Source organism: Bradyrhizobium sp. 147 (genome assembly GCF_023073935.1).
GTDB lineage: Bacteria > Pseudomonadota > Alphaproteobacteria > Rhizobiales > Xanthobacteraceae > Bradyrhizobium.
In genome coordinates this window covers 113,668-133,665 of record NZ_JADPKL010000025.1, presented here as the reverse complement: position 1 = coordinate 133,665, position 19,998 = coordinate 113,668, and the positions used below count along the sequence as shown (strand labels likewise).

The 19,998-nt window shown below is 58.5% G+C and carries 12 protein-coding genes and 1 pseudogene; 9 read left to right on the top strand and 4 right to left on the bottom strand.

Annotated elements, in window-relative coordinates; translation table 11 throughout:
• Positions 1-75 precede the first annotated feature (75 nt).
• Complete coding sequence (locus IVA87_RS07470) at positions 76-942, top strand: electron transfer flavoprotein subunit beta/FixA family protein (protein ID WP_247333168.1); 867 nt, start codon at positions 76-78, stop codon at positions 940-942.
• Positions 943-1,427: 485 nt separating this feature from the next.
• On the opposite strand, the gene IVA87_RS07465 is transcribed toward IVA87_RS07470, so the two are convergent.
• The 4 genes from IVA87_RS07465 to gmd all read right to left on the bottom strand — a co-directional run bounded on the left by IVA87_RS07465 (position 1,428) and on the right by gmd (position 7,849).
• On the bottom strand, positions 1,428-2,777 hold the full coding sequence (locus IVA87_RS07465; protein WP_247281320.1) for an MFS transporter: 1,350 nt from the start codon (positions 2,775-2,777) through the stop codon (positions 1,428-1,430).
• A gap of 989 nt (positions 2,778-3,766) precedes the next feature.
• Positions 3,767-5,593 (bottom strand): glutamine--fructose-6-phosphate transaminase (isomerizing), encoded by a 1,827-nt coding sequence (glmS, locus tag IVA87_RS07460; RefSeq protein ID WP_247333167.1) that lies wholly within the window; start codon positions 5,591-5,593, stop codon positions 3,767-3,769.
• Between the two features lie 230 nt (positions 5,594-5,823).
• Entirely contained in the window at positions 5,824-6,783 is a 960-nt protein-coding gene (locus IVA87_RS07455) for a GDP-L-fucose synthase (RefSeq protein ID WP_276576805.1), read from the bottom strand.
• Positions 6,764-7,849 (bottom strand): GDP-mannose 4,6-dehydratase, encoded by a 1,086-nt coding sequence (gmd, locus tag IVA87_RS07450; protein WP_247333165.1) that lies wholly within the window; start codon positions 7,847-7,849, stop codon positions 6,764-6,766. Before gmd ends, IVA87_RS07455 begins: the two co-directional genes overlap by 20 nt.
• Before the next feature lie 291 nt (positions 7,850-8,140).
• Here gmd and IVA87_RS07445 point away from each other — a divergent pair, with 291 nt between their 5' ends.
• The 8 genes and pseudogenes from IVA87_RS07445 to IVA87_RS07410 form a co-directional block, all read left to right on the top strand.
• Complete coding sequence (locus IVA87_RS07445) at positions 8,141-8,569, top strand: hypothetical protein (protein WP_247333163.1); 429 nt, start codon at positions 8,141-8,143, stop codon at positions 8,567-8,569.
• 4,256 nt (positions 8,570-12,825) lie between these two features.
• Entirely contained in the window at positions 12,826-13,245 is a 420-nt protein-coding gene (locus IVA87_RS07440) for a hypothetical protein (protein WP_247333160.1), read from the top strand.
• A 579-nt stretch (positions 13,246-13,824) separates the two neighbouring features.
• On the top strand, positions 13,825-14,808 hold the full coding sequence (bioB, locus tag IVA87_RS07435) for a biotin synthase BioB (protein ID WP_247333158.1): 984 nt from the start codon (positions 13,825-13,827) through the stop codon (positions 14,806-14,808).
• Between the two features lie 50 nt (positions 14,809-14,858).
• On the top strand, positions 14,859-15,212 hold the full coding sequence (panD, locus tag IVA87_RS07430; RefSeq protein ID WP_247333154.1) for an aspartate 1-decarboxylase: 354 nt from the start codon (positions 14,859-14,861) through the stop codon (positions 15,210-15,212).
• A gap of 86 nt (positions 15,213-15,298) precedes the next feature.
• On the top strand, positions 15,299-16,453 hold the full coding sequence (locus tag IVA87_RS07425; RefSeq protein ID WP_247333152.1) for an 8-amino-7-oxononanoate synthase: 1,155 nt from the start codon (positions 15,299-15,301) through the stop codon (positions 16,451-16,453).
• Positions 16,450-17,082 carry a dethiobiotin synthase gene (gene bioD / locus IVA87_RS07420; RefSeq protein ID WP_247333150.1) on the top strand — a complete coding sequence of 211 codons (633 nt, stop codon included), beginning with the start codon at positions 16,450-16,452 and terminating at the stop codon, positions 17,080-17,082. Before IVA87_RS07425 ends, bioD begins: the two co-directional genes overlap by 4 nt.
• On the top strand, positions 17,079-18,344 hold the full coding sequence (locus IVA87_RS07415; RefSeq protein WP_247333148.1) for an adenosylmethionine--8-amino-7-oxononanoate transaminase: 1,266 nt from the start codon (positions 17,079-17,081) through the stop codon (positions 18,342-18,344). Before bioD ends, IVA87_RS07415 begins: the two co-directional genes overlap by 4 nt.
• Positions 18,345-19,196: 852 nt before the next feature.
• A pseudogene (locus IVA87_RS07410) lies at positions 19,197-19,811 on the top strand (3-methyl-2-oxobutanoate hydroxymethyltransferase); the annotation flags it as partial.
• Positions 19,812-19,998 lie beyond the last annotated feature (187 nt).

Below are 19,998 nucleotides of genomic sequence, written 5' to 3'. Positions count from 1 at the left end.
TCATAGGCGAAATGCCTGGGGTGGTATGAGAGTTGCTATTCGTGGGGAGCCTGCTCAACATCTTAGGAGAAGCATATGCACAGCATCGTCTGCATCAAACAGGTCCCCGACTCCGCACAAATCCGCGTGCATCCTGTCACGAATACGATCATGCGTCAGGGCGTGCCGACAATCATCAACCCATATGATCTGTTCGCACTGGAAGCTGCGCTCGAGCTACGAGACAAGTTCGGCGGCGAAATCACTGTTCTCACAATGGGCCCGCCGTCGGCTGAAGAATCTCTCCGAAAGGCGCTGACATTTGGTGCCGATCGTGCTGTCCTGCTCACTGATCGTAGTTTCGCGGGCTCCGATACGCTGGCGACGAGTTACGCGCTGGCGTGCGCGATTCGCAACATCGGGAAGGAATATGGCCCACCAGACGTCATATTCACTGGCAAGCAGACTATCGACGGCGATACCGCGCAGGTGGGACCTGGCATTGCGAAGAGGCTCGGGGTCCAGCAGCTTACTTATGTTTCGACAATCAAAGCGTTGGACTTCAAAGCACGCACGATCGATGCGGAACGGCGCTGCGAAGGAGGACTCCAGGTGCTGCGTTCCAAGCTTCCTTGTCTCATCAGCATGTTAGAGGCAAGCAATCAAATTCGGCGCGGTGCAATGATCGATGCCTTGCGTGCGGCCCGTGCCTCAATCGTAAAATGGAGCGCTCAAACTGCCGGCGTGGATGACATGGCCAAATGCGGTCTGAGGGGGTCGCCGACCGTCGTCAAGCGTGTCTTCGCGCCCTCCGCACGAGCGGAGAAGGCGACGTGGGTGGAAGCGGCCGAGCAGCCGGCGCAAGCGTTGATCGACGCCATGTTCAAGCGCAACCCTACGCTCGAGACGGAGCTCGCACAGCTTGCGCGCGGTACCTCATCCGCGCAAACTAGCGGTGCGTGAAGTCGCGGCTGATCGAGCGGAGCCAGCGCCGGCCTGGGTCGTGGTCATGCATTGGCCCGTCGCTCGGTGCACCAGGCACGATTCAAGCTTTTCGAGCTCTCGCTAAGGTTTGGCGAGCTGCGATACACCAGTCCACTGGTATTCATGCAGCCTTAAGACTGCCCGTTTAGTTTGCTTGGCAGTGCACGTGGAGCTCGCGCGAGGGATGTGTCTCCCTCGCGCGAGCTCTGCCGTGTTTCAAGTAGCCGCAAAGTGCGAGCATTATCAGCGCGCCGCTCGACCACAGAACGAATCGAGCATGCCGATAGTGCTCAGCCATTCCCGGTCAACATCAGCCACGGCTCGTCCCGATACTGCTCGACATCGCATAGGAAGAACCGTGACCCGCAGAGTGGCACGCGGACCACCGCGAGATCACCGCAAGGACCGCCACGCACCCCGCTCAGTTCAGTCTTGGACGTGAAGGTCCCCCCGTGGGCGCGCTGCTAATGCGTGGTAAATTGCGCGCTTACGGCCCGGTTAGAGCGCTCGGGTCGCGACAGCTTCGCAACTCTCTTGGTGTTTCCTGGATAAATCGTGAGCGCGGCGATAATGCCGAGCAAAGCTGCAAACATCAACCAGAAGCCCGGCGAAGCCTTGTCGTCGGTCCGATCGATCAGCCAAGTCGATGCGAGCGGGGTAAAGGTGCCAAAGAGAGCTGCGGCGAGTGCGAAGGCCAAAGAAAAGCAGGTTGTGCGAACGTGCTTCGGTACGATTTCGACTAAAGCGCCCAACATGGCGCCGCTATAGGTGCCAAAGTAGAACGAGAACATCATCTCCACTACCAGCATCTTGCCAAAGCTTGGGTCGGTCACAAGCCAAGACAACGCCGGATATACAGTCACCAGGGCAAGGCCGGCAATGGTCAGCAAGACCGGCTTCCGACCGATTCTGTCAGAAATCGCGCCGCCAATTGGGTTCCAGATGAAGTTCGTCACGGCGACCAAAAGCGTCACCAAGAGCGTGTTCTGCGAGGACAGCTGCAATACGTGCTTGCCGAAGGTAGGCGTGTACACTGTGACGAAATAGAAGGTCGTGGTCGTCAGCATCGCGATCATCATGCCGAGAATGACAATGCGCCAGTTCGCAACTGTGGAGGCAAAGACCTCGCGGGCCGTTGGGTGGGTCTTCATGACCAGAAACTCCGGAGTTTCCTCCAGCGTCCGGCGCAGGAAGAAGATAAGCGGAACGATCAAGCAGCCAAGGAAGAATGGGATCCGCCAGCCCCAGGCCGCAACCATTTCGGCCGGAAGTGCTTCGCTCAAAAAATACCCGATAAGAGCCGCGACAAAGATCGCAACCTGCTGGCTCGACGACTGAAACGATGTGTAAAAGCCGCGGTTGCCCGGAGTGGCAATCTCGGAGAGGTAGACGGAAACGCCGCCAACCTCAACGCCGGCAGAAAAGCCCTGCAACAGCCGTCCGAACAGCACGATCGCGGGTGCGGCAATGCCGATTGTTGCATAGCCGGGACAAAAGGCGATGATGACGGTGCCAACAGCCATGATCGAAAGCGTGATGATCAGGCCTTGCCGACGGCCAATCTGGTCAATATAGGCTCCAAGCACAATCGCGCCAACCGGTCGCATCAAGGCCCCCAACCAGAACACACCGAAGGTGTTAAGCAGTGAAGCGGTTTCGCTTCCTGATGGAAAGAACGCGTTTCCGATGGCACTGGCGTAGAACCCGAACAAGAAGAAGTCGAACTGCTCGAGGAAGTTGCCGCTCGTCGCACGTAAGATGGCGCCAATGCGCGATTTGGCATTTGACGCATGCGCGATGGACGCTGGTGACATGGCGAGTTTCCTCTCGGTTTGAAATGGCCGGTTCCAGAGAAAATCTCACGCCAGCCCAGTGCAGTTTCATGGCCGCGAATCTGCCATCAGGGCACTATCGACCAACCCGTAAGCGCCTGACGTTTCCGGCATATTTTCGGCAATTGCCGCAAACTCGCACAGTTTTTCGGGCGTTATTCCGCTCGCACGGCAGGAGTGACTCTCAAGCTACTGAAACCTCGGGCAATTCTCGGTGACAAGGTTGTTGTCTGTGGCGTGGCCGAATTCGCTCATTGAGCGCACCGACATGCAATGAAAAGGAAGGACGAGATGCATGGCATTCGAGCGGCAGGGAAGAGCTCCGTGAGATGTCGTGCTAGAACAGCTCGCGAGCCTGCGATTGGGGCCGAGGTGCGTTAGCATCTCACCCCGACGTCCAGCGATTTGGCCTCGAGTTGCTCAAGTTAACCTGAGGTTTGACGGAAAACGTTTGGTGAGCGTGCTGGCGATCGAGCCCGTCCGATAGCGCCGATCGCCATGCTCGGCAAGTGTCACGTTGTCCTTCGAAGCGAGGCGCGCCTCGTACTTCGAGGGGCGCTGCGGTCCTAATGCACTCCAAAACCCGTTTTGAGGGGGAAGAACGTAGCGAGCCTCCTTAGCGATAACCGAGCATTCGTTTGGATCAATCGAACAGGTTCATCTGGCTTCCACGCCGTACGAAAAACCTAACGTTCGTCACGAATTATGACCAGGTCCAAGCAATCGGAATGCCGTGATAAGTCATACGCGACTCCTTGCTTGCCGGAGGCAACGCCACACCAGCCTCGTAACCTGATTGGCCGTAGATTTTGCACATGAGTCTCGGCCTCCGTAAGCAAGCGCTATGAACCGGCACAAACCATGCTGTGGCATCGGGCCAGGAGCCGGGCGGCACATCGTAATTCGATCTGACCGAGACTTGTGCGCATTCAGAATCTGACCACGACACTTCCAGGCCGCATCACCCTGCCTTATTCGACGGTTACCGATTTCGCGAGATTTCGGGGTTGGTCGACGTCCGTGCCCATCAGGATGGCCGTGTGGTAGGCCAGAAGCTGCACCGGAATCGCATAGACAATCGACGTAAACGTCGTACCCATCTCCGGCAGCACAATTGTCGCGAGTGAATCCATGGATACCTCTGCGGCTCCCCGAGCGTCCGTTATCAAAAGAATCTTGCCGCCGCGTGCGGCGACCTCCTGCATGTTCGAGATGGTCTTTTCGAACACCCGGTCGTAGGGAGCAATGACGATTACGGGAACGTTCTCGTCGATCAAGGCGATCGGGCCGTGCTTGAGCTCTCCGGCCGCATAACCCTCGGCGTGAATATAGGAGATCTCCTTTAGCTTCAGTGCCCCCTCCAAGGCCAGTGGAAACGACGTGCCGCGACCAAGATATAGCACGTCACGCGATTTGGCGATGTCGCGTGCGATCTTCTCGATCTGCGGCTCGCTGGCAAGCGCCGCTGTAACGAGCCGCGGAATTTCGATCAGCGCTCGCACGAGATCGACCTCGTCGCTCTCCGGCAATTCACCGCGCGCCTTGCCAGCAGCGACCGCAAGCGCCGCCAGGACAACGAGCTGGCATGTGAACGCCTTGGTCGAGGCAACGCCGATTTCAGGTCCGGCGAGTGTCTGCAACACTGTCCCGCTTTCGCGCGCAATGGTCGAACTCAGTACATTTACGATCGAGACGGTATGCAGGCCTTGCGATTTGGCATAGCGGAGCGCGGCCAGCGTATCGGCCGTCTCGCCGGACTGCGAGATGAAGATAGCAAGATCTCCCTTGCGCATCGGCGCCTCACGATAGCGAAATTCGGAGGCGACATCGAGCTCAACCGGAATACGAGCCAGCCGCTCGAACCAGTATTTGCCGATATGGCCGGCGTAGCCTGCCGTGCCGCAAGCCGTGATCGAGATGTGTCCGATCTCGTTGAAGTCGAACGGAAGCTCCTGCGGCAGTGCTACCCTTTCGTTGGCGATATCGACGTAATGCGCCAGCGTCTGCCCGATCACCCCTGGCTGTTCGTGGATTTCCTTCGCCATGAAGTGGCGGTAGTTTGCTTTGTCGACGACAACCGACGACGCGGCAGATTTCACCACCTGCCGGCGGACAACTGTGCCTTGTGCGTCGTAGACCACGCTGAAGTTGCGGTTGAGCACAGCCCAATCGCCGTCCTCAAGGTAGGTGATCAAGCCGGTAAGGGGCGCGAGCGCGATAGCATCCGATCCGAGATACATTTCGCCTTCGCCATGCCCGATCGCGAGTGGTGAGCCCTTGCGCGCACCGATCATGAGGTCGTGTTGACCCTTGAACAGGATTGCAAGCGCAAACGCGCCGACTAGCCGCGGCAGGGACGCTTTTACTGCCTCCTGCGGCGAGCAGCCATCTTTCAGATAAAAGTCGATGAGATGCGTCACCACCTCGGTGTCTGTTTCAGAGGCGAAACAGGCGCCATGCTGTTTTAGCTCCGCTCGCAGCTCGCGGAAATTCTCGATTATGCCGTTATGGACGACTGCAACATTGTCCGTTGCATGCGGATGAGCATTGTGCTCCGTCGGCTTGCCATGAGTAGCCCAGCGCGTGTGCCCAATCCCGACATGGCCTGAGAGCGGATGGCACTGAACGCGTGTCTCAAGGTTCCTCAGCTTGCCCTCGGCGCGTCGAAGCTCGATTTGGTTTCCTTTGAGCGTTCCGATGCCCGCTGAGTCGTAGCCGCGATATTCCAGTCGCTTCAGTGAATCGATGAGACGGTCCGCGACCGGACCGCGCCCCAAGATGCCGACAATTCCGCACATGCTAATCAGTTTACCTCAAGTTCAAAACAGAGCGTCCCGCAAGGCGCGCCTGACCAATTCGCTCGCTATAGTTATAGGCCAATCGAGCCGTGCCTGCCCTCCATCGGGCACGCGGCACCCGGAGGTGCGCGGAGCTCCAATCAACACAGTCGAATTCGCCGGAAGATCCTAAAGCAACTTTCTGGCAATCGGACAATGAGCGACGTCAGCAGTTAGCAGCTGCATGAGTCTCACGTTTTGTCCGATGTACCCGATACCGCCAAGAAGGCCTGGTAGGTCTGCCGCATTCCATCTACAAGCCTTGTCCTCGCGCGCCAGCCGAGCCTGGCGAGACGGCTGACGTCGAGCAGCTTGCGCGGCGTGCCATCGGGGCGCGACGTGTCGAAAGTGATCTCGCCGCCGTAACCGACGACCTCAGCCACGACCCGCGCGAACTCGGCGATGGTGATGTCCTCGCCGGTGCCGATATTGACAAGATCCGCGCTCGAATAGCTCTTCATCAGGTGCACGCAGGCATCCGCCATGTCGTCGACATAGAGGAACTCGCGCCGCGGCGTGCCGGTGCCCCACACGGCGACGCTCCTTGCGCCCGCGACCTTCGCCTCGTGGAAGCGGCGGATCAGCGCGGCAACGACATGGCTCAGTTCGGGATTATAATTGTCGCCGGGGCCATAGAGATTAGTCGGCATCACGCTGATGAAGTCGCTACCGTACTGGCTGCGATAGGCTTCCGCCATCTTGATGCCGGCGATCTTGGCGATCGCGTAGGGCTCGTTGGTCAGCTCGAGCGGGCCTGATAGCACCGAATCCTCGCGCAGCGGCTGTGGGGCCAGCTTCGGATAGATGCAGGACGAGCCCAAAAACATCAGCTTCTCGGCGCCGTTTTGATGCGCGGCCTGGATCACATTCGCGGCAATCGCGATGTTGTCGTAGATGAACTCGGCACGCAGCGTGTCGTTGGCGACGATGCCGCCGACTTTTGCGGCGGCGAGGAAGATCACTTGCGGCCGCGTTTTCGCGAACCAGTCGAACACGGCGGCCTGGTTGCAGAGATCGACCTCGCGCCGGTCGACCGTGACGAGCTGCACGTCCTCCCGCGCGAGCCGGCGCATCAGCGCGCTGCCGACCATGCCGCGATGACCTGCGACGTAGATGCTCTTGCCCTTCAGCTCAAACGGTGCGTTTGCCATGGGCCACCTCCCGTTTTGCTTCCGCCAGATCGCTTGCCATCATCTCCTCGACGAGCTGGACAAAGCTGCGCTTCGGCTTCCAGCCGAGCACCTGTTGCGCCTTGCTGGCGTCGCCGACGAGGAGATCGACCTCGGTCGGACGGAAGTAGCTCGGATCGATCCGCACCACGGACTTGCCGCTCTTGGCATCAACGCCCGTCTCGTCGACGCCCTCGCCGCGCCATTCGATGCGGCGGCCGACTTGCGCAAACGACAGCTCGACCATCTCGCGCACCGAGCGCATCTCACCAGTCGCCAGCACGAAATCGTCGGCCTTGTCCGCCTGGACGATCAGATGCATGCCCTCGACATAATCCCTGGCATGGCCCCAGTCGCGCTTGGCCGAGAGATTGCCGAGATAGAGCGTCTGTTCGAGCCCGACCTCGATACGCGCGACGCCGCGCGTGATCTTGCGGGTGACGAAGGTCTCGCCGCGGATCGGGCTCTCATGGTTGAACAGGATGCCGTTGCTCGCGAACATGCCGTAGGCCTCGCGGTAATTCACCGTGATCCAGTAGCCGTAGAGCTTCGCCACGCCGTAAGGCGAGCGCGGATAGAACGGCGTGGTCTCCTTCTGCGGGATCTCCTGCACGAGGCCGTAGAGCTCGGAGGTCGAGGCCTGGTAGAACCGGGTCTCCTTCTCCATGCCGAGGATCCGGATCGCCTCGAGCAGCCGCAGTACGCCGATCCCATCGGCATTGGCGGTGTATTCGGGGCTCTCGAAACTGACGGCGACGTGGCTCTGGGCTGCGAGATTGTAGATCTCGGTCGGCCGGATCTGCTGCACCAGGCGGATCAGATTGGTCGAGTCCGTCATGTCGCCGTAGTGCATCAGGAACGGCACGTCCCCGAGATGCGGGTCCTGGTAGAGATGGTCGACCCGCGCAGTGTTGAACGAAGACGAGCGCCGCTTGATGCCGTGCACGATATAGCCGAGCGACAGCAGATGTTCGGCGAGATAGGCGCCGTCCTGTCCAGTCACGCCGGTGATTAGAGCGACCCGCCGTTTGCTCTCTTGGTTTGACAAATCGTTGCTCTGCGCAGGCTAATGTCGGTCCCCGATCGACGACGTCAATCGGTCTGGCCTCTTCGAATGCGGAAGCGTCGCGCTCTCGAACCGCCGAGTTCTGGACTCTGTATAGGCATTGCATCAATTGCTCAACTGTACGGAGGTAACATTCCACATCGAAAGGGTTTTGAAGGACTATACGAAAGTTTGTAGCCCAGAAGATTTCGTTCGGCCTTCGTCAGGCGTTTCTCTATTGCGCGGGTGCAATTAATGAAATTGCGGACGCGGATAGGAGGTAAGCAGACCCGTTTGGCCGAGAAGCGTTCCACAGTCCCCTGCGTGGTCAACTCGCGCGTTGAGCCAGCGAGTGTCCCTCATTTCGTGTCCTTACCTGAGAGTTTTCCAGTCTGCTGTTCATCCAGTGCAACCGCGAGCAAGCCGGGCAAACAAGGCATTGAAATTCGTTCGCGCGCAGTACTTATCATCATCGATCCATTTCTGGACAATCAAGTTGGTGATCTGGCAAGCAAAAGTGAAGGCGCGCATATTGACTCTGTGCTGTTTGAGTTCACAGAAAAACGCTGCATGAATGAGGCCAGTGCTATATGGGACCTCAAAGGGGTTTATCGCGACGATCAGTGTGCCCTGCGCCACCGAATGACGAATTCAGTAGCGAAAAGAATCTGGCGGTTCATTGCTCGCGAGTGGCCACGGAATCAACAACAATCGTGCGTTTAGCGCGCGGACGATATGGCTCAGAAGGTCAGTGCTCGGTTCGGCGACCATTCGGCGCGGGGGTGTTTTCCGCGCTCGCAAGCATGTCTTTGGGCCGGCCGTAGTATGACTAGGCAAAGCCCGCATTGCGTGAATAGGCTCGCCTTGAGCACGTGCCGCTGCCATTGAAACTGGCGGTTTGCTGGTCCCGAGCGCCCCTTCTCTTATCGATGCCCGCGGCAAAGTCCCGGTTCTTGAGCAAGCATTCTGCGGACAGCAGCCTGAGCTGACGGATCAACTGCGTTCTACCTCAATTATCACATTTGATTAGCAGCCCCTCGGCAGAAAGAATTCGGATGAGCTGCTCGTGGAGAGGTCGACCCGGGCCTTTAAACCACGTGCCACCCGCTCGCATGCGCCGAAAGCAGCGTAAGCTTTAGAGGCGCGCCCTCGAAATGGATCGCCGGCTTATCGGCTTCGAACGCGGTGTTGCCCTCAATCAAGGTGCGAGATCAATCTTCAGTCCCTCGCGGGTATACACTTCCACATCATTTCTGATCCAAGGCGCTCACATGAGTTTTTACTCGTTCATCAGGTCTTGATGGGTCTCATTGCCTGGATCGGCGTTCGGCCCTGGGGCAATCGTCAGGCCTGCACGTCGCGCAGATCCAGCTCGCGGATCTATCGGCAGCTCTCTTGCTCCCGCGATGACCGCTGCCCATGCCTAGCAATTGCGCGCGCTCGTCTCGGATTACTGTTGGTCATCTAGTCTGCTTTCCTTCAACGACGCTGCGTCCGTCCGACCATGGCGTGACGTGCATTCGGGAATGGTGATAAGCGCACCATGATGACAGCTTTTGGCGAGGTCCCATCACAACAGGTTCGCCGCACATATATGCGGTTCCAGGATCGCCATTCTTGAAGCCAACAATGGCCCGGCATTGGCCCTCACAGTGATCGACGAGCAAGACCCTGTTGGATCCATCGGGTCCTCTCACATGTCCGCTCCGGGATAGCGCATCAATCTCGTAGCGGCTGGTTGGGCACTCAGTGCCCGCAAACGTATTTCGAAGCCCCCAAGGCTGGATTGGTCCTTCTTACATGTGGGCGATCTTGTCTTCATACGGGCCGGCGATCTGCGTGAACAGGACAGAAACAGCGTTCTTCGCAGTGAGCGCGATCCTCAGCCGCTTTGGCAGAAAAGCTCTCATCGCAAGCAACCGGCCTGCTCCGCTTTAGCACAGGAATTCTGAAGCAACCGAACATTGGTGCTCCCTAGGGGGCACTCTACAATCTGACGCTACGTACGATTCAATCCCGCTGCGGGCTTATCGCGTGAATATGTCGAAACCGTCTTCGTTCGCCAGGAGCCAGCCGCAAGACGAGGAGGGCGGGAGGCGCTTCACCAAGGCAGTTGGCTTTCTGTATTCGTCGTCTGCGGAACGCGCAGCTCGGGTCCGCTCGAGTGTGCGCGCATAGCTACGCCCAACTGTGAGGCTGCTCGTCGCCGGCCACGAGTGATCAAGCGAATCAGTCAAGCTTACTTGAATGTGTGGATAGGAGCTGCCTCGGCGCCGGAATCAATCGTCCATGGCTGAATGCTCTCTCGAGTCTGTGCGAATTGGTTTTGTCTATCCAGCCGAGCTCTCGCGCTGTCACCATCATAATAGGGCTGCTTCCCGGGAGTTGTCGGTGCCGTGGCGGCTGAGCAGAATAGGAACGAGATCAATCGGCAGCGCGTTAATCTGGTCAATGAGCCAAACTCCCGTCAAGGCACCTAACAGTGACTTCGCCGTTCTAGATAACTTTGAACTATGGACCGCGAAAGGCGGCGTCAGGTGCAGGCCACGCGGGGTTGATCATCGCGGGTTCGATACTTGTGGGAAGATCTGCCGGGCGTCACGTTGGAAGCCCGCGCCAAAGCGGTACTCAGCCCTGGTCCCGTTGAGAGCGTCGCGGCTCGGGTCCAGATTGGCGCGTTTGCTACAATCGTTGTTGGTATCAAAGAGTTGCTATGCCGACTACTCCAGGTCGGCCAGGGGACAGACGGCGTTTTGAAGGCAATCAAGTGGCTGTTGGAACGAGCGGCGCAGTTGGCCATGCTCTCTGATGGACGGGCGGGGCCTTGTAGCGGCGCCGATCGGTGTTCCTCCCATTCATCTTGAGGCGCGAGCGATTGTTAGGCCGGCATTCTCCAGCACATCCAAAATCCTGTCGGCAACCGCCCGCGGATCTCGCTGGTCCTCTTTGCTCACGTTACAGGCCAAGGTAGCTGCGATGATCGCGTGCGCTGCTTTGCGCTGGAGGCAATCGTACTCGGCATATTCACCGCAAGTATTGCAATTGATCACTGGTCGGCCGCTCCAGGGATCGTGCATTGCGATCTCGCACCAGTTATCTGTGTGACATTTCGGACAGGGCATAGATCGAGATTTCCTTGTGGTCTGACCTCGCGCGCTCCATGGCCGTCAATTGAACGACTGCTTGGTAGCCAAAGCTGCAGAAGTCATTGCTACTCCGGAGGCCGTGTTGCCCGTCTTTGGATACGAAAAACATGATGGAGGCGGCGGCGGAGTCAATCCAGGCACCCGAAGGGGGCTCCGGCATGAGCGACCAGTCGACGCATCTCTGGCGAGAATGCTGGCAACCGTGTATGCCTACAGCTACCTGTTTCGGCGTGAGCAAGCTATTGCAGGTTCGCCGCGGCCGCATCACGGCTATGTAAGATGAGTATGGCCTCCAACTTCCATTCCACTCTGAGCTGCGAGGCCCCGATCTCCGGACCGCGACCTCTGCGTGAGCAATCTATCAAAGCGGGCAATCGCCACGCGACGATGCTGCTGCGATCTTAGAATCCGGTTCTCCTGCAGCCTGGCTTCATCGCGACACGTTGCAATGATTCGCCGAGGCGGCTTCACTGCGGCGTCCGAGACAACGCGGGCCTTCTGCAATCTGGCTCGCCAAATGACACACTCGAAATTGTGTCGCCCGGAAGCTGTTGTACGGCCAAGCACGCTCGCCACCTGTAAGAAGACCCTACAATCTGACGCTACGTACGATTCAAGCCCTAATGTCGAGAGTCGCGCATTTCGCGCCCCTCGCCGCGCTTGCTGCGAGCGGCTTGTCGCATCTCAGACATCAACAGAGCGGTCGGCAGATAACGGCAAATGAGGTGCTTTTGCGACAGCCAACCTACGGGATCTTACGTAGGGCATGTGTCGCATTTTCTTGATCTAAAAACTGCATCGTCTTCCGCATGAAGCAAAAAAACCTGTTCTCAGACGCCAAACATTGGCGAAGCCGTGCTGAAGCGACCCGAAGAAAAGCGGAGTCGCTCGAGGACGACACATCCAGATGCAGGCTCATCAAGGTCGCTGAGGAATATGATAAGCTGGCTCGCCTCGCGGAGGGGCGGCAAAGAAATGAGGTTGACGGGCAGTTCTGATCGACCGGGCGGACGGTTGCACCGATCGTCAATGCTTGTGACCCCGGCGCGGGGTGTCTCTCCGTTGGAGCTCACAGCCCGCTAGGGCTGAACTGCGTCATGCGGTAAGGCCAATGAGCGAGGCTGCTGAACGAGTGCGGTCCGCGCGTGCGAGCCTCTGACCATGAATCCATTCTGAGTCACGGTGCCGGCCACATAGATGACGCATTGACGGTGTCTCAGGCGGCAAGCCGGCTAACCGCTAGACATGAGAAGGAATGAGATGAAAGCCCACCGTCAGATCGTCGAAGTCAAAGCCTCTCGCTCGATGAACTGGCGAGGCATTGGCGTCGCTTTGCATCATGTGCTGAAGCCAGCGACATTTGTTTGGGTGGCAAAGTAGCCGGTTCGCCGGATCATGCCACGCGAATTGGCTTCCGCCGCCATTAAGCGTTTCAGTCGAATTCTGGCATCTTGCACCAAGCACGGCGAGCTCAACGCCATACGTTGCGGACTTGTTCAGGCGACGAGGCGAGCAGAAGCTCCTGCGGGCACGGCTTGCCAAGACAAGCCATCGTAGATGTCTGCGCAGATTGTCTGCATGAGGCCTAGTTCGCAACGAACGCGCGAATGACGAGAAAGTTTAAGAGAGCTCAGATGTCGAAAGATAAACCCAAGAGAACTCCCCGGTGAACGATGCGGACAGAACCGATGTTCTTCATCCAAGTAAGTCGGTGCAGATGATCAGCGGCAGTTGGGGCCGCCCATGCCAGGGTACCAGCCGTTCGATGTACGAGTCGGACAACACGACTGGTGCCGGATGCAACTCTATCGGCCAAAAGAAGAAGGAGGACGCATGAGGAAGCAAAGTGTAGAAAGACTCGAAGCGGGGCGCGTCCGCGATGGCCGATTCGCCACCGCACCGGGGTCTGGTCCTTCCGGTCTCTTCTTCGTGCAGGGGCCTTGTGGCTGCCAACTCAAGATCGTCGGCTTCATCCGTCCGGGATGGGAGCATGTCTCTGTGTCGACGCCACGGCGATCTCCAAACTGGGAGGAGATGTGCTTCGCCAAAGATATGTTTTGGGATGAAGAGGAATGTGTGATGCAGCTGCATCCTCCTCATTCGCAGTATGTGAACAATAGTCGCTACTGCCTGCATCTCTGGAGGCCGACCCGTCAGGTCATTCCGATGCCTCCGGCAGCCTTCGTGGGCATCGTCGGGCTCGGGCCGTCTGAAGCGGCAATTCTGTTTGCGCAGATGAGTGCGACGTCTTAGCAGATCTCGCCGCGTCGTGCCAAGTCGGGCGGCGACGACGTGATCGAGAGTCCAGCGGAGTTGCTCACCACAGCCAGGGGCGGCGAGCAAGCCTAGGTGGCCACAGACCCGCCAAGGGCGCGCCGGGCCGCTACTCTGCGCCCCAGAGCCCAACCCGCTGCGCTTCTGGAGGCGGCGGGAGGTAACGCTCGCAGAGTCGGCTCGTCCGGGCCACCGTTTATTGTACGGGGATGTGACGCGCATAACCACACCATCGTGGAATCGGCCAGGTGAGCAGATTCGTGGATCCGTTGTACACGGCGCGCGGCCAAATACATTTGTATCAGGAGAGGCTCCTACGGGGCGCAACTACCGTACGCATCGGCTAGTTACCTGAGTGAGGCGCGTCGAGGAGCGTTGTTGCGCTTGTCTCGGCCTCGCGAGGAAATCCTGCATGAGGGAGCGGCGATTAGCCTGATACGAGCGCCATGCCCGCGCAACTCGGCGATATTTCTCGTCAATACCGGGCAAGAGTGTTGCTTTGCGAAGCTACGCACGACGGTGTCGCCTGTATGATCGACCGAAAATCTTGGGGGTGCTGTGGAAGTCGAAGGCAATAGCGGCCGCAACAGCGCGCCGGTCCGCCGCGACTGGGAACGTGCCGAGGCGGAAGGGGTTTACGCGCAGCCATTTGCCGAGCTCCTATTTCAGGCCCAGACCGTTCATCGCGGCAATTTTGACCCAAACCACGTCGAAACCGCAAGCCTGCTCAGCATCAAGACGGGCGGCTGTCCTGAAGACTGCACCTACTGCGCACAGAGCGTGCATTACGACACTGGCCTGAAGGCGACTCGCTTGATGGATCGCGCTGATGTGGTCGCCGCCGCGCAGCGCGCCAAGGCGGCCGGGGCGAGTCGCTTCTGCATGGCCGCGGCGTGGCGCAGTCCAAAGGACCGCGATCTCGATAAGGTCTGCGACATGATTGCCGCCGTTAAACGTGTCGGCATGGAGACGTGCGTAACGCTCGGCATGCTCACGCCAAAGCAAGCCGCGCGGCTCGCCGACGCCGGCCTCGACTTCTACAATCATAACGTGGACACTTCGCCGGAGTTCTACCGCAGCATCATCACTACGCGGACCTTGCAAGATCGGATCGACACTCTTACGCGCGTGCGCGAGGTGGGGGTCAAAGTCTGCTGCGGCGGCATTATTGGCATGGGTGAGCACGTCGATGACCGTCTCGGTATGCTGGTACTGCTCGCCAATCTTCCCAAGCATCCGGAAAGTATACCGATCAACCTGTGGAACGAGGTGGATGGCGTGCCGGTGAAGGTCACGGCGGAGCGTTCCGATCCGATTGCACTGGTGCGCCTGGTGGCGACCGCGCGGATCATGATGCCCAAGAGCGTCGTACGGTTGGCCGCCGGGCGCCAGTATATGACTGATGAACTCCAAGCCCTATGCTTCTTGGCGGGTGCGAATTCCATCTTTGTCGGCGATGTGTTGCTGACTACCAAAAACCCGCAACTTGACCGTGATGCAAGTTTGTTAGCCCGGCTCGGCATTACGTCTGGACTCGCTTAAGTCATCAGAACAACGGCGTGCTGCGTGCAAGCTATCAGCGTAGGTAAGAAATGCAGATTATCATGATGAAGGGAAAGATTCATTGCGCCTCGGTAACTGAATCCGACCTGCACTTTGAAGGCTCGATCTCGGTTGATCGCGCACTGCTGGACGCGGCCGGTATCCTGATTAACGAACGCGTCGAACTCTACAACCTCGAGACGGGGGCACGCTTTGCAACGTTTGTGACGGAAGCGCCACAAGGGTCCGGCACGGTAGACGTGAACGGTGCGGCGGCGCGACTGGCGATGCCCGGCGATAAAATAAGTATCGTTGCATACGCCTCACTTGACGAGGCGGATGCAAGAATCTTCAGGCCGCGCATTGTGCTGGTTGATCGACAAAATCGCATCGTTCCGGTTTGAATCCAACAAGCTAGCCGCCGTAAGACCCTGTCGTTGGCGACCAGTTGGGAGTTTTGCTGCGTCCATCCTTGCTCAGCGAGTGAAGAATGAATTCCATCATTGCGGGTAAAGTCGCCAGCTATGCGGCAGGCTTAGATGCGCTTAAAAACGACGACCGCCTGCGGAGTCTCAGGCCGCGCACCGGGATTGACTTTTCATCAAACGATTATCTGGCGTTGGCGAGCGCGCCGCGCATGAAAAAAGCCATCGTCACCGCGCTCGAAGGGGGTACTCCGATCGGAGCCGGCGGATCACGGCTTCTGCGCGGCAACTGCGAGGAGCACGAACGCCTCGAAGCAGCAGCGGCGCGGTTCTTCGGCGCGCAGACCGCGCTCTTCTTCGGCGGTGGTTATGTCGCAAATTTTGCGGTGCTGACAACGTTGCCGCAACGGGACGACCTGCTCGTCCTTGATTCCCTGGTTCACGCCAGCATTCACGAAGGAGCACGAGCTGGCCGAGCCGCGTTTCGAATCAGCGCCCATAACGACCCCCAGGTTATCGAAAGCGCAATTTGCGACTGGCGTGCCGCGGGCGGAGCGGGGCGGGTCTGGATCGTAGTCGAGAGCCTCTACAGCATGGATGGCGATTTCGCACCGCTTGAAGACCTGCTCGCGATCGCGGACCGGCACGATGCGTTCTTGGTTGTGGACGAAGCTCATGCCACCGGCGTTTACGGCGAGCAGGGGCGAGGGCTCACAGCGGCCTATGAAGGACGCGAAAATCTCCTGGTTATTCATACCTGCGGCAAGGCGCTGGGAGCCGCCGGCGCGCTTGTCACCGCCTCTGGCGTGCTGCGCGACTTCATAATCAATCGCTGTCGCCCGTTTATCTTCGCGACCGCCCCTTCGCCGTTAATGGCGGTAGCCGTACGGGAGGCTCTCGTGATCCTGCAGGAGGAGCCGGAGCGCCAACAGCGGCTGGCGAGGCTTGTCGCGTTCGCGCATCGGGAGATGGTTGCGCGAGGCGAGAGAAGTCCTTCGAACTCGCAGATCCTGCCCTATATCGTTGGCGAGAATGCCCGCGCCATGAGGCTAGCGTCCGCGCTACAGGCTCGCGGATTTGACATCCGAGGAATCAGACCGCCAACGGTGCCGGCCGGCACGGCCCGTTTACGAATTTCACTGACGCTCAACGTCGGAGAGAATGAGGTGCGTGCGATGCTCGATGCCCTCGCTGAGGAGACGAGGGGCGGATCTCGATGAGTCAGCGGATCGTGGTGACCGGCACAGATACAGGGATCGGCAAAACTGTCTTTTCGGCAGGCCTTGCCCATCTTCTCGGCGCGAATTACTGGAAACCAATTCAGGCCGGTGTTGAAGGAGAGACTGATAGCCAGCAGGTCGCACGACTGAGCGGTCTTCCGGCCGATCGGATCGTTCCGGAGCGTTACCGCCTTAAAACGCCCGCTTCCCCGCATCATGCCGCCGAAATAGATGGAATTCGCATCGACCCCGATTCGCTCGTCCTGCCGCATACCGGGGAGCGACCGCTCGTCATCGAAGGCGCTGGCGGGCTGATGGTGCCGCTGAATTCTAGCGCACTCTACATCGATATCTTCCAGCGGTGGCGACTTCCCGTCGTGCTTTGCGCGCGCACGCTACTCGGGACCATCAATCACTCGCTGCTCTCGATAGAGGCCTTGCGAAAGCGCCAGATCGACATTCTTGGGATCGCATTCATCGGGGAAAGAAATTCTGAAACTGAGAGCGCAATTTGTGACATCGCGCGGGTGCGTTGGTTAGGACGGCTGCCCTGGATTTCTCCTTTGACGGCAGACAGCCTACGGGATGTCTTCAAAGGCTCGTTTGTTCAAGGCGATTTCAAGCCATGAAGCCGAACAAGAGGTGGCCAATTTGGCATCCATTCACGCAGCATGCTCTTCACAACGAGATGACCAAGGTTGTGCGTGGCGATGGTGCTTATCTCTACACTGCGGATGATCATCGAATCATAGATGCAATCTCATCCTGGTGGGTCGTCACTCACGGCCATTGCCATCCGCAGATCGTGAGCGCGATTCAGGAGCAGGCCGGCAAGCTGAACCAAATCATTTTCGCCGGCTACACGCATGATCCGGCCGAGGAGGTCGCTCGGCTCCTTTTGAAACTCACACCCCAAGGCTTGGACCACGTGTTCTACTCGGACAGTGGCTCAGCCAGCGTGGAAGTCGCCTTGAAGATGGCGCTCGGCTATTGGCACAATATAGGCGAACAGCGAACACGCATCGTTGTCATGCAGCACTCCTATCACGGGGACACGTTCGGTGCGATGTCAGTTGGTGCCCGCGGTGTCTTCAACGTAGCGTACGGACCTCTCCTGTTCGACGTGACCTCAATCCCGTTCCCTGCGAGCGGTCGTGAGCGGGCGACGCTTGATGCGCTTGAGTCAGCATGTCGGAACGAAAATCCCGCAGCCTTTATTGTCGAGCCTCTGGTGTTAGGGGCAGGCGGAATGCTGATGTACCCAGCTTGGGTGCTAAGAGAGATGAAGCGGATCTGCGAGGCGTCGGACGTCCTGTTCATTGCCGATGAGGTCATGACGGGCTGGGGCCGCACCGGAACAATCTTCGCCTGTGAGCAGGCCAATGTTGTGCCAGACATAGCGTGCTATTCGAAGGGTCTCACGGGAGGGGCGCTGCCGCTCGCGGTGACACTCTGCCGGGCGGAGATTTTCGATGCCCATTATTCAAAAGACCGTACGCGCACATTCTTTCACTCGAGTTCGTACACGGCAAATCCGGTGGCCTGTGCCGCCGCTAAGGCTAACCTGGATCTGTGGAAAGACCAGGAATGTCACCGGCGCATCGCTGCGGTTGCAACCATGCAGGAGCACGCAATTGAAGCATTCCGCGCCGATCCGCGCTTTGCAAACGTTCGCCGTAGCGGCACCATCACAGCACTCGATCTGAAGACGAGAGATACCGGCTATCTCGCAGGCATCGGCCCGAGGCTTCACGCCTTCTTTAAAGACCGTAATCTCTTGCTGCGCCCACTCGGTAATACGATTTATGTGATGCCGCCATATTGTGTAACAGCAGGTGACCTGGACGAAATATATGCAGGCATTTGTGACGCTGCCGATACACTGGCCTGAAGACGCGCGCGGCAGCGCAAGATCAAGGATCCTGAGCTGTCGTCGGCTTCCCGAACGACTTGAGAGAGCCTTGCCATATACCTACGAAATGGACGATTGTGACCTCGCATCTGCAATGTGGGTGCTGCCGGCCGGGCGAGATCGCGGGCTTCGCCGGGCCGGTCCACAGTGTCATCGCGCGTTCGGTTTCAGTCCGATCGCGTTATCGCGATTGGTTGCGTGTTCATCTGTGTGGATGCCTGCGCGAAGTTTTTACAAAATCATGAAGTTATGCGTCCATTGGTGACGGCCTGTTGCGGAAGTTTCGCCGTTATTTCGATTAGATGAGATTGCCTGGACGGCAGGTCTTATCAAGCCTCTACGGACGCGGAGATGCTGGACACGTCATCCGCATTCCGGAGTTTGCGGCAGCCGCGCGAGCGCTGGTGCATCTTTCCTATTTCCCTCGCCTGGGTCGCGGTCGTTTGCGGAGCCTGCAGTCCGCCGAAGCCGCGGCTTTAAGCGCCAGCCCATCCTTGTCAGCAGCCAGAGGTAATGGACATGTCGCCTTAAGGGGCCGACAGCGGCTTTGACACGTAGATCGCAGCCTCATAAGCACATCCAATATTGCCGCTCGCGTGCGTCGTCTCCAGGCCGCCGTTTTTGACGCTCAGAATGTTCGGATGGTCAGTCCCAGGAACACCGCGCAGAGGACATGTTGAAAGACCTTATTTGCTGACCGCCCAATCATTGGAAACTTTGTGCTTCCGACTTCTCAGTGACGCGCCTTTTCGGGCTCCCTAATGACAGATACCTTTCGCTCTCCAAGGGGAAGGCCATTTCCAGAGACATGCGGGGCCGGATCAGATCGACATGAGCCACATTTCGCAGCTGCCGGTTGAACGCGTCACGATTCCAGTTCTGCAACGACGCAAGGAGGAAGGGCGCGCCATCGTGATGATCACGGCTTATGATGCGGGTAACGGCACGCATCATCGATCCTGTCGTCGACGTCATTCTTGTCGGCGATAGCGTCGGCAACGTATGCCTTGGGTTTGATGACCACTTTACCGGTCAGCATGGCGATGATGAATCACCACCTGGACGTGGTCGCGCAAACAAGGCCTGGCGCCCTGCTTGTAGCTGACATGCCGTTTCTCAGCTTTCATCTCAGTTCCGACGACACGATACGCAACGCTGGAGGCGTCCTGCAGCGTGGCGCAGACGCCGTCAAGCTTGAGGGAAGGGGTAAGCGTGTTGAGATTGATCCGAGCCTTGGTGAATTGCGAAATTTCCGTAGTGGGTCATCTTGGTCTCACGCCACAAAGCGTCAACGCGATGGGTGGCTTCAAGGTACAAGTTCGGAACGTGGACGATGCCCTACGCCTGCTTGACGATGCGCACCAGCTACAGCAGGCCGGATGCTTTGGCCTTGTCCTCGAAGGCGTCCCGGCCGAGCTCGCTGCGCGCGCGACTGAATCTCTGAGCACAACTGGCTCGCGATGAGCAATCGCCTCGCCATCTCATCGAACAAGAACGGCTTGTTCGTTGCTGAGGGCCTTTTACTTCGGGCAGCTGCGGGCCGAGACGGAGATTCGAACGACTGGACGTCTCGGGTTCAGTACGGCACTCGAAGAAACATCTCGCCGAGTGTGATTGGATTAGGTTCGATCGC

Coding starts and splice junctions, on each gene's coding strand:
- glmS (WP_247333167.1), bottom strand. CDS start 5,593: ATGTGCGGAATTGTCGGCATCTTGGGGCGCGGTCCGGTCGCGGACCGT.
- IVA87_RS07470 (WP_247333168.1), top strand. CDS start 76: ATGCACAGCATCGTCTGCATCAAACAGGTCCCCGACTCCGCACAAATC.
- panD (WP_247333154.1), top strand. CDS start 14,859: ATGCAGATTATCATGATGAAGGGAAAGATTCATTGCGCCTCGGTAACT.
- IVA87_RS07415 (WP_247333148.1), top strand. CDS start 17,079: ATGAAGCCGAACAAGAGGTGGCCAATTTGGCATCCATTCACGCAGCAT.
- IVA87_RS07455 (WP_276576805.1), bottom strand. CDS start 6,783: ATGGCAAACGCACCGTTTGAGCTGAAGGGCAAGAGCATCTACGTCGCA.
- IVA87_RS07425 (WP_247333152.1), top strand. CDS start 15,299: ATGAATTCCATCATTGCGGGTAAAGTCGCCAGCTATGCGGCAGGCTTA.
- IVA87_RS07465 (WP_247281320.1), bottom strand. CDS start 2,777: ATGTCACCAGCGTCCATCGCGCATGCGTCAAATGCCAAATCGCGCATT.
- IVA87_RS07440 (WP_247333160.1), top strand. CDS start 12,826: ATGAGGAAGCAAAGTGTAGAAAGACTCGAAGCGGGGCGCGTCCGCGAT.
- bioD (WP_247333150.1), top strand. CDS start 16,450: ATGAGTCAGCGGATCGTGGTGACCGGCACAGATACAGGGATCGGCAAA.